Raw genomic sequence first — 13456 nt, 5'->3', positions numbered from 1 at the left:
TGCTCCCTCCACCCCGCGGCCTTGCCCAGCCCGAGCGCGCCGGCAGGCCCTGAGGGCCTGTGTCACATCCCCGGCCGGGCGCGCGGCGTCTGGCACGCACGCTCGCCGCGCGGGGGCACCCCCATCGAGGGCGGCTCCGGCGCCTTGCGATCGCACGCTCCCCCACGCTCGAACAACCTCGCGCGGGGGGACCCCCATGACGCCGCGCGCTGATCCGGCCGGGGATGTGACACAGGCCCTCAGGACGGGACCGGGTGCCGTCGGCCCGTGCACATCGGGCGGACAAGCAGGAACATGGTCGTGTCAGGACGGGACCCATGGACGCTGCGTGAGGACCCTGAGGACCCATGGATGCTCCGCGAGAAGGCCGGGACGCGCGCACGTCCGCGGGAGCGCGCGCGCTCCTCGACGCGTCCTCCGACGCGGCGGCGGTGGTGTCCGGACGCGGTGTCGTGCTCGGATGGACCCGGGCCGCGGAGGAACTCCTCGGCCACCCGGCCGCAGAGGTCGTCGGCGGCTCGGCCGCACAGCTGCTGGCGATGCCCGGCGATCCGGTGCGGGTGGCCGGGGTCGTGGAGCGCTGCCGGGCCGGCATGGGGTGGAGCGGCCTGATTCGCGTACGGCATCGCGACGGCCGCAGTATCGACGTGGACCTGCGGGTCTCCGCGTCCTTCCGGATCGGCGCGGACGAGTGCTTTCTGCTCTCGGCGCGGGAGCGGCGGCAGCAGTGGGAGGTGGGCCAGTCCGTCCTCGACGGGTTCCTGACCCGCTCGCCGGTCGGCATGGCCGTGATGGACACGCAGCTGCGCTACGTCTGGCTGAACGACACCCTGGAACGCTTCGGCGGTGTGCCCCGTGAGCAGCGGCTCGGCCGCCGGCTGAGCGAACTGCTGCCCGGGCTGCAGGCGGAGACCATCGAGGGGCTGATGCGCAAGGTCCTCGACACAGGCGTCCCGGTCACCGACTACGAGTACGTGGGCTGGAGTTGGGCCGATCCGCACCGCCGGCACGCCTACTCCACCTCCTTCTTCCCCCTCGTGGACGCCGACGACTCGATCACCGGGGTCTGCTACATGGTTTCGGACGTCACCGAGCGGTGGACCGCCCGCCAGCTGTTGTCGCTGGTCAACGAGGCAGGGACGCGTATCGGTACGACGCTGGACGTACTGCGGACGGCTCAGGAGCTCGCCGACTTCGCCGTTCCCCGGTTCGCGGACTTCGTCGTCGTGGACCTGCTGGAACCCGTTCTCAGCAACGAGGGGCACGGCGCGTGGCTCACCGACGCGGGGCCCGCGCTCGCCAAGCCGGTCATGCGCCGGGCCGCAATGAGCTCGGTGCGCGAGGGCTGCCCCGAGGCGGTGGCGCAGATCGGGGACCGGGTCGACTTCGTGCCCCCGCCGCACGACGCGCATCTGCTCATCGACGGCGAACCGATCCTCATCCCGGCCCTCGATCCGTCCGACGAGCTGTGGGCCACCGAACAGCCCGAGCGGGCGGCCAGCATGCGCGAGTTCGGCCTGCACTCCCTCATCTCCGTGCCGATGCGGGCGCGCAACACCGCCCTGGGCCTCACCACGTTCGTCCGCTCGCTCAATCCCGTCTCGTTCCAGCCCGACGACGTCCCGGTCGCCCGGGAACTGGTGGCCCGAGCGGCGCTGTGCGTCGACAACGCCCGCCGCTACACCCGGGAACACACGGCGGCGGTCACCCTGCAGCGCAGTCTGCTGCCGCAGGCCCTGACGGGCGGTACGGCGCTGGAGGTGGCCTCCTCCTATCTGCCGGCGGACCCGTCGGGCGGGGTCGGCGGCGACTGGTTCGACGTGATCCCGCTGTCCGGCGCCCGGGTCGGCCTCGTTGTCGGCGACGTGGTCGGGCACGGCATCACCGCCGCGGCGACCATGGGCCGGCTGCGCACCGCCGTTCAGACCCTCGCCGACATGGAGATGCGGCCCGACGAACTGCTGGCCCACCTCGACGACCTCGTGCTGCGCCTGAGCGAGGAGCACCCCGATGCCGAGGCGGCCGGTGCGGCCGAGGCGACTCACCGGAGCACGACCGCCTTCCTCGGCGCGACCTGCCTGTACGCCGTCTACGACCCGGTCACCAGGCGCTGCACGATGGCCCGGGCGGGGCATCCGCCCCCGGTCGTCGTCGCACCCGACGGGCAGGTCTCCTTCCCGGAACCCCCGGCCGGGCCGCCGCTCGGTCTGGGCGGGATCGCGTTCGAGTCCTGCGAGATCGAACTCGCTGAGAACAGCCTGCTCGGTCTCTACACCGACGGCCTCGTCCAGGCGGCCGACCGCGACATGGAACGGGGCATGTCCCGGCTCGGCGACCTGCTGTCCCGGCGCGACCTCGACCTCGACACCCTGTGCTCGTCCGCGGTGCACAAGCTCGTGCCCGTGCCGCAACCCGACGACATCGCCCTTCTCCTGGCACGCACCCACGCTCTGGGCGCCGAGCACGTCGTCTCCTGGGACGTGCCCGTGGACCCGGCCGCCGTCGCCGACATCCGGGCCCGGGCGACCCGCCAGGTGGAGGCCTGGGGGTTCGAGGAACTGGCCATGACGACCGAGCTGATCGTGAGCGAGCTGGTCACCAACGCGATCCGTTACGCCGAACCCCCCATCCGCCTACGACTCCTCCGCGACTCCCGCCTGACCTGCGAGGTCTCCGACGCGAGCCAGACCGCTCCGCGGTTGCGGCACGCCCGGAGCATGGACGAGGGCGGCCGGGGTCTGTTCCTGGTGGCCCAGCTGTCCCATCGCTGGGGGGCTCGCTATACGGCCGACGGGAAGATCATCTGGGCGGAGCAGGAGATCGCCTGAGAGCTCGGGTGGTGTATCGATACAGCCCCGCGCCGTCTGTGCGGGCACCCCGGCGGAGGTCAGTTCGCCGGTCAGGGTGGCGCCGACCCGGCTGCTGATGAGGGACACCAGCACGGAGGTGCCGAGCGCGCCGCCGACCTGCGGCGCGGCCGCCTGCAGGCCGCCCGCCCGCGCCCAGCGTGCCGCCCGAAGTCCAGCCCCACGTCTCGCCCTTGACGACGCCGAACACGACGGCGAGCAGGACGGCGCCGACGATGACCCGGGTGATCCGGCCCGCCGCGAGCAGCACGCCCAGACCCCCGTCCGCCGGGATGCCGCTGAGGCCGAAGCCGCCGACGGCCCGCGACGCGCCGTTGGGGATGACGGCTCACGAACGCAGCGCGTCGGAGAGGGACTTGACGCCGCCGTGTGCGGTGAGGCCTCCGTCCACGGGGATTTCGGCGCCGGTGATGAAGGAGGCCTCGGCGCTGAGCAGGAACACCACGAGCGGGGTGATCTCGTCCACGGTGCCGGTGCGGCCGAGCGGTGTCTCGCGGATGTTGGCCTCGCGGAAGGCGGGGGCCGCGGAGGCGGTCATCTCGGTCTCGATGTAGCCGGGGTGGATGGTGTTGACGCGGATGCCGCGGGGGCCGAGTTCGGTGGCCGCCGCCTTCGACAGGCCCCGCAGCGCCCACTTGCTGGCCGTGTAGGCGACGGGGTAGTGGCCGGTGAGCGCGGCCGTCGAGCCGACGTTGACGATGGACGAGCCCGGCGCCATCAACGGGGCGAGGTGCTGGATGCCGAGCAGCGGGCCGGTGACGTTGACGGCGTGGACGCGGTCGAAGTCGTCCGGGCGTACCTCGCCGAGGCGGGCGCGCCAGGTGATGCCCGCGTTGTTGACCAGGCCCTGGACGCCGCCGTACGCATGCCGTAGCTCCGCGGCGAGTTCGGACCACTCCTCGTCGCTGGTGACGTCCAGGCGGCGGCAACCGGGGGCGTCCGTCACGTCGGTGGCGATCACCCGGGCGCCCTCGCGGGCCAGCGCCTCGGCCTCGGCGGCGCCCTGCCCGCGTGCCGCGCCGGTGACGACCACGACCTTGCCGAGCAGCCTCTTGGGACGCAGGTCGCTCACGGCCGCTCCCGGCTGCGGCGGCGGCCCGTCGGCAGCGGCACCGGATCCACGCCGGGGACCACGGTGTTGGACACGGAACCGATGCCCTCCACCGTGAGCGTGACCGTGTCGCCGGGCTTCAGCGGCGGCGGGTCCTGTCTGCCGCGCACGCCCCACAGCTCGGCCAGGCAGCCGCCGTTGCCACAGGTGCCGGAGCCGAGCACGTCTCCGGGGCGGACGAACGTGCCGCGCGAGGCGTAGGCGACCATCTCCTCGAAGGTCCAGCTCATGTTGGACAGCAGGTCCTGGCCGACGACCTCGCCGTTCACCGAGGCGGTGAGCGCCAGACGCAGGAAACCGTCGGCGTCCCGGTACTTCTCCAGCTCGTCGGCGGTGACGAGGTACGGGCCGAGGGTGGTGGCGGTGTCCTTGCCCTTGCAGGGGCCGAGCCCGACCCTCATCTCCGCCGACTGCAGGTCGCGGGCGGACCAGTCGTTGAAGACCGTGTAGCCGACGATGTGGTCGCGGGCCTGCTCGGGCGTGAGGTCGCGGCCTTCTCGGCCGATCACGGCGGCGACCTCCAGCTCGAAGTCGAGCACGGCCGACCCCGGCGGCATCGGGATGTCGTCGTGCGGGCCGTACACCGCGTAGGGGTTGGTGAAGTAGAAGGTCGGGGCGGCGTACCACCGCTCCGGCACCCCGGCGGCCCCGTCCACGGAGCGCCGTACGCCCTCCACGTGCTCCTCGAACGTGACGAAGTCCCGGACGGTCTGCGGCTGGAGCGGCGGCAGCAGGCGTACGTCCGACAGTGGGACGGGGGCACCGACAGGACGGGTGCCGACGGCGTCGAGGGGTGAGGTGCCGTCCGGCAGAGCCCGTACGACGGTGCCCTCCACGACTCCGCACTGACGGCGTCCCTCGTGCAGGTAAGTGGCGATGCGCAAGGGTCGGCGCCCCTTACACCGGCGGGGCGACGAAGACGCCGCGGTCGACGTCGTTGAACGACTCCTTGGCGACCAGTTCGTTCATCGGGTTCGCGGTGCCCCACTGGTCGGTGACCTCGGGCTGGGAGAAGTCGTAGACGTGGGGGTGCCAGGTGTCCTCGTCCAGTTCCTCCAGCTCGGTGGTGTACTCGACGGTGTTGCCGTGCGGGTCGAGGAAGTACGTGAAGGTGTTGTCGCCCGCCATGTGCCGGCCCGGCCCCCAGATCTTGCGGACCCCGGCCCGCATCACCCGCCCGGAGCCGCGCATGTACTCGTCCAGGCCGCGCATCTCGAAGGACACGTGGTGCAGGGAGGTGTGCGGGCCCTGCGCGATGGCCATCGAGTGGTGCTGGTTGCTGATCCGCATGAAGTGCATGACCTCGCCCATGTGCGGCGAGCTGAGGGTGTCGGAGAGGCGGAAGCCGAGGTGGGTCTCGTACCACTGACGGGTCCTGTTCAGGTCGGGGGAGTTGAGGACCACGTGCGACAGCCGGACCGGGATCGCCTCCTTCTCCTCGATACGACGGTGCTGCCGCGCCTCCACATCGGCGGAGACCTCGATGGTGCGGCCGTCACCGTCGAAGAAACGGAAGCCGTACCCCCCTCCGGGGGTGTCGGCCTTCCCCGGCTGCGAAATCAACTGCACGCCCTGGGAGAGGAGTTGCTCGGCGAGGGCGTCCACGTCGGCCGAGCTTCCCGCCCCGTAGGAGACGAGGTCGAGGCGCTTCTCGTCGGCCTTGCGCAGCCGTACGACGTACTGCTCGGGCGAGCCCTCGGCGGCCAGGAACGAGATGCCGGAGTCCTCGGCGACCTTGGTCAGGCCCCAGACGCCGGCGTAGAAGTCGAGCTGCTTGTCGTAGTCGGGTACGGCGAGGTCGACGTGGCGCAGGTGGGTGAGCAGGCGGTTGCTCATGGGGGTTCCTCCTCAGACGAGGTTCAGCAGGGCGGCGGCGTTGCCGCCCCGCACCGCGTGGAAGTCGTGGTCGGGCAGGCCCGCTGCGCGCAGCGCGCCCAGCGGGTCGTCGGTGCCCATGTCGAACGGGAAGTCGGAGCCGAGCAGAACGCGGTCGGCGCCGGCGACGCGGATCAACTCCCGCAGGACGTACGGGTCGTGGACGAGCGAGTCGAAGTACAGCTGCCTCAGATAGCTGCTCGGCTCCCTGGAGCAGGCCCGGGCGTCGAGGCGGGCCCGCCAGGCGTGGTCGGAGCGGCCGATGTGGGTGGGGAGGTAGCCGCCCCCGTGCGCGGCCAGCAGCTTCAGACCCGGATGGCGGTCCAGGGCGCCGGAGAAGATCAGGTGGGAGAGGGCGACGGCGTTCTCGGCGGGCTGGCCGACCGTGTTGGACAGGTACCACCGGTCCAGGCGCTCGTCGAGCGTGCAGCCGAACGGGTGCAGGAAGACGACGGCGCCGGCCTCCTCCGCGCGTGACCAGAAGGGCGCGAGCCGCGGGTCGGACAGCTCCACTTCCCGTGCGCCGCCCGGCCCCGGGGCGTGCGAGGAGATCTCGACGCCCCGCAGCCCCTGGTCCAGTGCGTGGTCGAGCAGTGCGACGGCGAGGCCCGGGTGCTGGAGGGGGACCATGCCGAGGCCGTGCAGCCGGTCGGGGGCCTTGGCGCAGTGCGCGGCGGTGCCCTCGTTGGCCAACCGGCAGATTCTGTCGGCCAGTTGGGCCTCGGCCCAGTAGTGGTAGTGGCCCGGCGAGGGGCTCACCAGCTGTACGTCCACCTCGGCCTCGTCCATCGCCGCAAGGCGCACGTCGACGTCCGTCAGCTTCGGTATCCGCGCGCCCACCATGGGCCCGTTCACCGCGAGGGCCGCCGACCCGTTGCGGCGGGCGTCGAGGTCGCGGGCCTCGGCCAGACCGGGGTGACCGGCGACGGCCTCCTCGACCTCCGGGAGCAGGACGTGCGCGTGCACGTCCACCGTGGGTGGGGTCACGGGTGCTCCTTGAGCAGGTCCATGGTGCGGCCGATCAGCCCGGGTACGTCGGCGTCGTGCACGCAGTCCAGCTGCCACTGGCCGATCTGCACGGACGCCTCGACGACGGTCCGCACCCGGGGTATGCGGCGCTCGTAGTAGGCCTGGAACAGCTCGTCGTCCCAGTCCCGTCCGCTCGTGAGCAGCTCGGCGAGCACGAGCGCGTCCTCCAGGGACATGGCCGCGCCCTGCGCCATCGTGGGCGGGCAGCAGTGGGCGGCGTCGCCGACGAGGACGACCCGGCCGCGGTGCCAGGAATCCTCGACCAGCATCCGGGTGAACCAGGTGTAGTTGACCTGCTTCGGGTCGGTGATGTGCTGGGTGATCTCCGGCCAGGCCCCGCCGTACTGCTGTGCCAGGCGGCGCATCTCGTGGGCGTGGTCGGCGGCGTCGACGGCCGCGCGGTCGCGGCACCCTTCGACGACGTACGCGTAGAGGCTGTCCTCGCCGGTGGGGGTGTAGCCCGCGATGTAGGCCGGCCCGCCGTAGGCGAGGTCGGTGCGCGTCACGCACTCGGGCCGCGGAGCGGCGATGCGCCAGATGCCCATGCCGGTCGGTTCGGGCTTGTCGGTGATGCCGATCGCGGCGCGGGTGGCGGAGTTGAGGCCGTCGGCGGCGACGACCAGGTCGTAGCGGCTCTCGCTGCCGTCACTGAGGCGGACGAAGACCCCGTCGGCGTCCTGTTCCAGGGACTCGGCGGTGGTACCCAGGCGCACCGTGGCGCCGCAGGCGCGGACCGCGTCGATGAGGATCTGCTGGAGCCGGGGCCGCTGCATGCCGAGGGTGGCGGGCAGGTCGTCGCCGCCGGTCCTGATGTCCTCGGCGATGTGCAGCACCGTGCCGTCGGGGGCGGTGATACCGAGCGTGCCGAAGGAGAATCCGGAGGCCTCCGCCTGTTCCCACAGGCCCAGTTCGCGCAGCACCCGCAGGGCGTTGCCCTGGAGGGTGATGCCGGAGCCGGTGGTGGCGTTCCAGTCGGGCCTGGCCTCGATGAGGTCGACGGTGATGCCGGCGCGGCGCAGCAGGACGGTGACGGCGTTGCCGGCGGCGCCCCCGCCTATGACGAGGACGGAACTGGTGGGGCGGTCAGCCATGTCGGGGATACCTCCCGATTTCGGGCCGCGCGGCTTCGGGCGGCGGGGTGCGGCTCGCCCGCTGGGAGTGCGGGCCAGGGGTGGGGACGGGGGTGAGGAGGGGGTGCGGGCCGGATGTGCCGCTGCTGTCGGCTGTCGGGGGAGGCCGTGCGCGTCCGGCGGCCGGGTGGCTACTTGACGGCGACGGGGTTGACGGGCGAGCCGACGGCACCGGTGATGGGCAGCGGCGCGGCGGTCAGCCAGAACTCGTACACGCCGTCCGCCGCGCAGTCCTCGGCGAGCTCCTCCAGGTCCCACATCTCGCCGATCAGCAGGCCCATGTTGGGGATGACGACCTGGTGCAGCGGCTGGAAGGCGTTCTCGAATTCGTTGGGCCGTACCTCAAAACCCCACGTGTCGGTGGCGACCGCGGCGATCTCGGTACGGTGCAGCCAGCCGGCGGTGGTGAACGACAGCCCCGGCGCGGCCCCGCCGGCGTAGTCGCCCCAGCCGTCACGGCGGACCCGGGCCAGCTGCCCGGTCCGTACGACGACGAGGTCACCGCGCCCGACGGACACCCCGTGCGCCTCGGCGGCCGCGACGAGGTGCTCCTCGGTGATCGCGAACCCGTCGGGCAACTCACCGTCCAGGCCACCCCCACCGCCCTCCCCGGCCACGCGGCCCACGTCCAGCAGTACGCCGCGCCCGGCGACGTACGGCGCCATGTGCTCGATGCCGGTGACGAGGTCGCCGTCGGAGGTGACGACCTTCTCGGCCGGCCGTCCGTTCCAGGCGTTGCCGTGGTCGAAGATGTGCCCGAGCCCGTCCCACTGGGTGGAGCACTGCAGCGGCATCGCGATCACGTCGTCGGCGCCGCCGATACCGTGCGGGAAGCCCTGGTTGCCGAGGGCCGCGTCGGTGCCCGTGTCGAGCATCGTGTGCACGGGGTTGGTGCGCCGGCGCCAGCCCTTCTGCGGCCCGTTCATGTCGAACCGCTGCGACAGCGAGAAGCTCACGCCCCGCCGTACGAGGGCGGCGCCCTCCCGGCGCTTTGCCTCGTCGAGGAAGTTGAGGGTGCCGAGCACGTCGTCCTCGCCCCAGCGCCCCCAGTTGGAGTACGCCTTGGCGGCCTCGGCGATCGCGCCCTCGGGGTCGTGCCGGTTCAGCCTCATGACGCTGCCTCTGCCACACAGCGGGTGCGCTGCACGCCCAGCCCGGTGATCGACCCCTCCATGACGTCGCCGTCGCGCAGCAGCCGCCCCCAGTGGATGCCGTTGCCGGCCGGGCTGCCGGTCAACACGAGGTCCCCCGGCAGGAGTCGGGCGGTCTGCGAGATGTACGACACCAGGCGGGCGATGCCGAAGAGCATGTCCTTGGTGGACTCGTCCTGCATGGTGTCGCCGTTGAGCCTGAGGGTGACCCGCAGATCACCGGGATCGGAGATCGACTCGGCCGGCACGAGCCACGGGCCGAGCGGGGTGAAGCCCGGGGCGTTCTTGCAGCGCAGCCAGTCGGTGCCGATGGCCTTCATGTCCCGGCGGAAGACGGTGGCGCGGTCGGTGAGGTCGTTGGCGATCGTGTACCCGGCGACGTACTCCATGGCCTCCTCGACGGAGACCCGGTGGGCGGGCTTGGCGATGACGGCCGCCAACTCCAGCTCCCAGTCGGGCTGTTCGGCCCAGGAGGGGAGTACGACGTCGTCGTACGGTCCGGCGATGGTGCTCGGCAGACCGATGAACACGTACGGCAGGTCCTCGGCGGCCCGCCGGTCCATGACCGCGGCGATCTCGGCGCGCGCCTCCTCGACCGTGCGCGGGTCGTCGGGGGAGCGGTGGGCGACCTCCAGGTCGATCACGTGCTGCCGGTAGTTGGCGCCGGACTGGAAGATCTGCCGGGGCTCGACCGGGGCGTGCACCCGCAGGCCCTCCAACGGCTGCCAGGCCTGGGCGTCGTCGTCCGCCAGGGCGCGCAGCAGGGGGAGCGTGTCCTCCCACCGTTCCAGTACGGCACGCACGTCGGACGGTGCCGAGTCCAGGGCGCTGCTCAGGTCGAGCACCCGGTCCGCGGCCAGGAGACCGGGGAACGGCTCCCCGTCCGGGGCGGAGAACGTGCCGAGCGCGAACGGGCCGGCAGGTTGCGCGAGCGTTGCCATCAGATTTCCTCCTGCTGGGTTGCGGTCTACTCTGAGCCCGATCGACCAATCACGGAAATCAATCTTGTGGATGAGCCATATCCACGAGATGGATGGCTTACGGCGTGGATGGTGGCTTTCACTTGCTAGGTGGTGCCCGGTGAACCTGTCCCGACTCGACCTCAACCTGGTCGTCGCCCTGCGCGCGCTGCTGGAGGAGCGCAACGTCACCCGGGCCGGCGAGCGCATCGGACTGAGCCAGCCGGCGATGAGCGCGGCGCTCTCCCGGCTGCGCCGCCATTTCGACGACGAATTGCTCGCCCGGACCGGGAACGCCTACGAACTGACGCCGCTCGGCGTCGCGTTGCGGGACCGCAGCGCCACCGCCTGCGACCTGCTGGAGCGCGTCTTCGCCAGCCAGGCCGACTTCGACCCGACCGCCGAGTCCCGCGAGTTCACGCTGCTCGCCTCCGACTACGGCGCGGCCGTGTTCGGCGCCGCGCTCGCCCGCGCCGTGCACCACGAGGCGCCCGGCATCCGGCTCACCTTCCAGCATCCGGCGCCCTCCATCCAGGAGAACACCGCCGCCCTGCTGAGCACCGTCGACGGACTGCTGATGCCGCACGGCGTCATCGACGGCTTCCCCGCCGTCGACCTCTACCAGGACCGCTGGCTGTGCATCATCGCCGACGACCACCCCGAGGTCGGCGACGCACTCACCCTCGACGACCTGGCCCGCCTGCCCTGGGCCGTCTACCAGCGGCCCTACGACGCCCCGGTTGCCCGCCAGCTGAGCATGCTCGGCATCAGCCCGCATGTGGAGGTCTCCGTCCAGACCTTCCAGCTGCTGCCGTACATGATCGAGGGCACCCGTCGGGTCGCGATGATCCAGGAGCGGCTCGCCCGCAGGGCGGTGCGGTCGGCGGGGGTGCGTGTTCTGCCTTGTCCTTTCGAGGCCGTACCGGTGCAGGTGGCGTTGTGGTGGCATCCGGTGCATGCGCAGGATGCGGCGCATATCTGGTTGCGGCAGAAGGCGGCGGAGGTGGGGGCGACGTTGACGGAGGCGAGCTGAAGAGACGTACTGAGAGTGCCTCGAAGGGCCGTCGTGCGGCTGCAGGTTAGTCGTGGCTGGTCGCGCCCACACGGCGGAGCCGCATATCAGGCAGGGTCCCGCGCCCCTTGGGGGGTGTCGGGCCGTCAGACCAATGGTTCCGGCAATGGCCGCGGATCAACGGCCGTGGCCCGACGCCTCGCGGCCGCCCACAACCCGGCCGCAACCAGCGCCGACGCCACCCCCAGCACCCCCACCGCCCCCGCGATGCTCCCCACCGCCGACTCCCCGGCGAGCAGCACCAGCGGGCAGACGAACTCGCCGCCGAAGAAGGCCGCCATCCACAGTCCCGTGCCCCGGCCGCGCTCCTCGAAGGTCAGCCGGGACATGGCACTGGTGAGGAGGGCGGGCAGCAGCATCCCCGTACCCAGGCAGTTGATCACCGCTCCGACGACCAGCAGCGGCGTGTTGCCTGCCAGGAACATCACCCCGAAACCGGCGGCGCAGACCGCGAAGACGGCGGGCAGCATGGGGTCAGGGGCCCGCTTCAGCCGGGCGAACGTGATCGCGCCGCCCACGGTCGCGGCACTCGCGATCGCGGTGACCAGGCCGATCACACCCGAGCTTTCCACTCCGAGGTCGTCGAGCAGGTACGCCATCTCCACCGGGACGGTGTAGAAGACCATCGCCCCGAAGAAGGTGAGGGCACAGATGCCCGCCAACTGTCGCCAGGGGAAAGGGCGGCGGACGACTGGGTTCGCTACCTCGGCAGAGGCCTCTGTGCCGGTCGCGCGGACCGCCGGGTTGGGCAGGGCCGAGGCCATCAGCGGAGCGAGGACCAGGCTCATGGCGTAGACCCAGAAGGGCACCCTCCAGCCCGCCGCGCCCACGGCTCCGCCGAGCACGAAGAAGACGGTGGCGGACGCCGAGGCGCACATCGTCTGGAGCGCGAGGTACTTCACCCGACGGTGACCGGAGTAGTAGTCGCCGATCAGCGTGGTGCAGCAGGTCATGATGGCGGCCTCGGCGACACCGACCAGGGCGCGGCTCGCGATGACGGCGCCCAGCGAGTCCAGCCAGAGGGGTGCCGTGCCGAACACGGCGTACAGCACGGTCGTGACGATCAGCAGGCGCCTGCGGCCCAGCCGGTCCACGATCACCCCGGCGAACGGGGCCAGCAGCGCCAGCGACAGCGCCGGAACGGTCAGCGCGAGCGGGACAAGTGCCTTGGCACCCGGGGTCGAGGCGAAGTGGTCCTGCATCTTCGGCAGCACCGGGGCGATCAGCACGGCCCCCAGGATCGGCAGACAGCTGCCCGCCATCAGCAGAGTCACACGCAACAGATGGGCCGGCCCGGAGACGGGCACGGGCGACGCGGCGGCGTCATCGACATCGGCCGCGAGGGGAGGCGGGACGGAACCGGGCATGACGACTCCAGGGGGCGGTTGCGGGAGCGGGCATGCCTTTCACGGGCGCATACGGCGCACGGCATGCTGCGGAGGGCCGCACGTGGCGGCTGGTCCGGACAGCGGCGTGCGGGTAGGACGACTATGAGCCGCCGGGTTCTCCGCCGCCATCCTCCGGGCGATCCGAATCCCGTATCCGGCTCATCCATGACGTGGATGGGCTACTCACGCGGCACCGGGCGGCTTCCGTCCCTTGCGCGCGTGCGCGGTGCGGCCTGCCGCAGTGCCTGCGCGCCGAGGAGTACGAGACAGTCGGCGCGCCCAGGAGCTTGACGGCCAGGTACGCCTGCGGGAGGGGGCAGGGCCGCGAGTCCAGCATGGCCCGCCTGAACTGCGGCTGACCGGGGCGTTGGCGGCGGGGACCGGCGAGGGGCCGCCCCGGCATCTGCTCATGGCCCGGCAATGCGGTGTCCTGGACCAGGACCGCGTCGGGCTCCGCAGCACCCGGCGCCTTGCACGCGGGCAGCCCCCGTCCTGCGCTCGCACAAGCCCTGCGCGCCCTGCAGGCACGCGACTTCGAGCTGATCCTTGCCGAGGAGTACCCCGACAACCCCAACCCGCGCCCCGCCGAACTCGAAGCGGCTGAATGCGCGGGTGTGCCGGGCCCGGGTGTTTCCGGGCCCGGCGTTGTGGCTGCCCCTGAGGGTCAGCTTCTCCCTGTCTTTACCACCCGTGTTGCTTCTTCGAGTGCTTGGGGTGGTGGGTCTTCTTGGGGTAGTGAGGCTTGGCCGGGAGCTTGGGCTTTGCGGGGAGTACCGGTTTGGCGGGGAGTGCTGGCTTGGCCGGGAGCTTGGGCTTGGCCGGGAGTGCGGGTTTGGCGGGGAGTGCTGGCTTGGCCGGGAGCTTGGGCTTGGCC

The 13456-nt window shown here is 71.9% G+C and carries 10 protein-coding genes and 1 pseudogene; 2 read left to right on the top strand and 9 right to left on the bottom strand.

The features are described from left to right. The first annotated feature begins 347 nt into the window (after window positions 1-347). Window positions 348-2828, top strand: coding sequence for a SpoIIE family protein phosphatase (locus ADL12_RS05270; protein ID WP_062698996.1), 2481 nt, complete (start codon window positions 348-350; stop codon window positions 2826-2828). Window positions 2829-3195: 367 nt separating this feature from the next. Here ADL12_RS05270 and ADL12_RS05265 read toward each other — a convergent pair whose 3' ends face one another. The 7 genes from ADL12_RS05265 to ADL12_RS05235 all read right to left on the bottom strand — a co-directional run bounded on the left by ADL12_RS05265 (window position 3196) and on the right by ADL12_RS05235 (window position 10104). Then, window positions 3196-3939 carry an SDR family NAD(P)-dependent oxidoreductase gene (locus tag ADL12_RS05265; protein ID WP_062698994.1) on the bottom strand — a complete coding sequence of 248 codons (744 nt, stop codon included), beginning with the start codon at window positions 3937-3939 and terminating at the stop codon, window positions 3196-3198. After that, the gene (locus ADL12_RS05260; RefSeq protein WP_062698987.1) at window positions 3936-4862 is read right to left on the bottom strand and encodes a fumarylacetoacetate hydrolase family protein; all 927 of its coding nucleotides are present in this window, start codon (window positions 4860-4862) and stop codon (window positions 3936-3938) included. Before ADL12_RS05260 ends, ADL12_RS05265 begins: the two co-directional genes overlap by 4 nt. 13 nt (window positions 4863-4875) lie before the next feature. After that, on the bottom strand, window positions 4876-5814 hold the full coding sequence (locus ADL12_RS05255) for a VOC family protein (protein ID WP_062698985.1): 939 nt from the start codon (window positions 5812-5814) through the stop codon (window positions 4876-4878). A gap of 12 nt (window positions 5815-5826) precedes the next feature. Beyond that, window positions 5827-6840: an amidohydrolase family protein gene (locus ADL12_RS05250; protein WP_062698983.1), complete on the bottom strand. Its 1014-nt coding sequence runs from the start codon at window positions 6838-6840 to the stop codon at window positions 5827-5829. After that, the gene (locus ADL12_RS05245) at window positions 6837-7973 is read right to left on the bottom strand and encodes an FAD-dependent oxidoreductase (RefSeq protein WP_062698981.1); all 1137 of its coding nucleotides are present in this window, start codon (window positions 7971-7973) and stop codon (window positions 6837-6839) included. The genes ADL12_RS05250 and ADL12_RS05245 overlap by 4 nt, the downstream gene beginning before the upstream one ends. A gap of 170 nt (window positions 7974-8143) precedes the next feature. Further along, entirely contained in the window at window positions 8144-9124 is a 981-nt protein-coding gene (locus tag ADL12_RS05240; RefSeq protein ID WP_062698979.1) for a cyclase family protein, read from the bottom strand. Continuing rightward, window positions 9121-10104: a fumarylacetoacetate hydrolase family protein gene (locus ADL12_RS05235; RefSeq protein ID WP_062698978.1), complete on the bottom strand. Its 984-nt coding sequence runs from the start codon at window positions 10102-10104 to the stop codon at window positions 9121-9123. Before ADL12_RS05235 ends, ADL12_RS05240 begins: the two co-directional genes overlap by 4 nt. A gap of 139 nt (window positions 10105-10243) precedes the next feature. Here ADL12_RS05235 and ADL12_RS05230 point away from each other — a divergent pair, with 139 nt between their 5' ends. Then, window positions 10244-11155 carry a LysR family transcriptional regulator gene (locus ADL12_RS05230; RefSeq protein ID WP_062698976.1) on the top strand — a complete coding sequence of 304 codons (912 nt, stop codon included), beginning with the start codon at window positions 10244-10246 and terminating at the stop codon, window positions 11153-11155. Window positions 11156-11280: 125 nt separating this feature from the next. Here the strand turns inward: ADL12_RS05230 and ADL12_RS05225 are convergent, their stop codons facing one another. Next, window positions 11281-12561, bottom strand: coding sequence for an MFS transporter (locus ADL12_RS05225; protein WP_062698974.1), 1281 nt, complete (start codon window positions 12559-12561; stop codon window positions 11281-11283). A 702-nt stretch (window positions 12562-13263) separates the two neighbouring features. Next, a pseudogene (locus tag ADL12_RS56090) lies at window positions 13264-13456 on the bottom strand (hypothetical protein); the annotation flags it as partial.

Origin of the sequence: Streptomyces regalis (genome assembly GCF_001509475.1) — a bacterium.
In the GTDB taxonomy this organism is placed as follows: domain Bacteria; phylum Actinomycetota; class Actinomycetes; order Streptomycetales; family Streptomycetaceae; genus Streptomyces; species Streptomyces regalis.
Note: the sequence above shows the minus strand (reverse complement) of the source record. Positions and strands in the feature narration are given on the sequence as shown.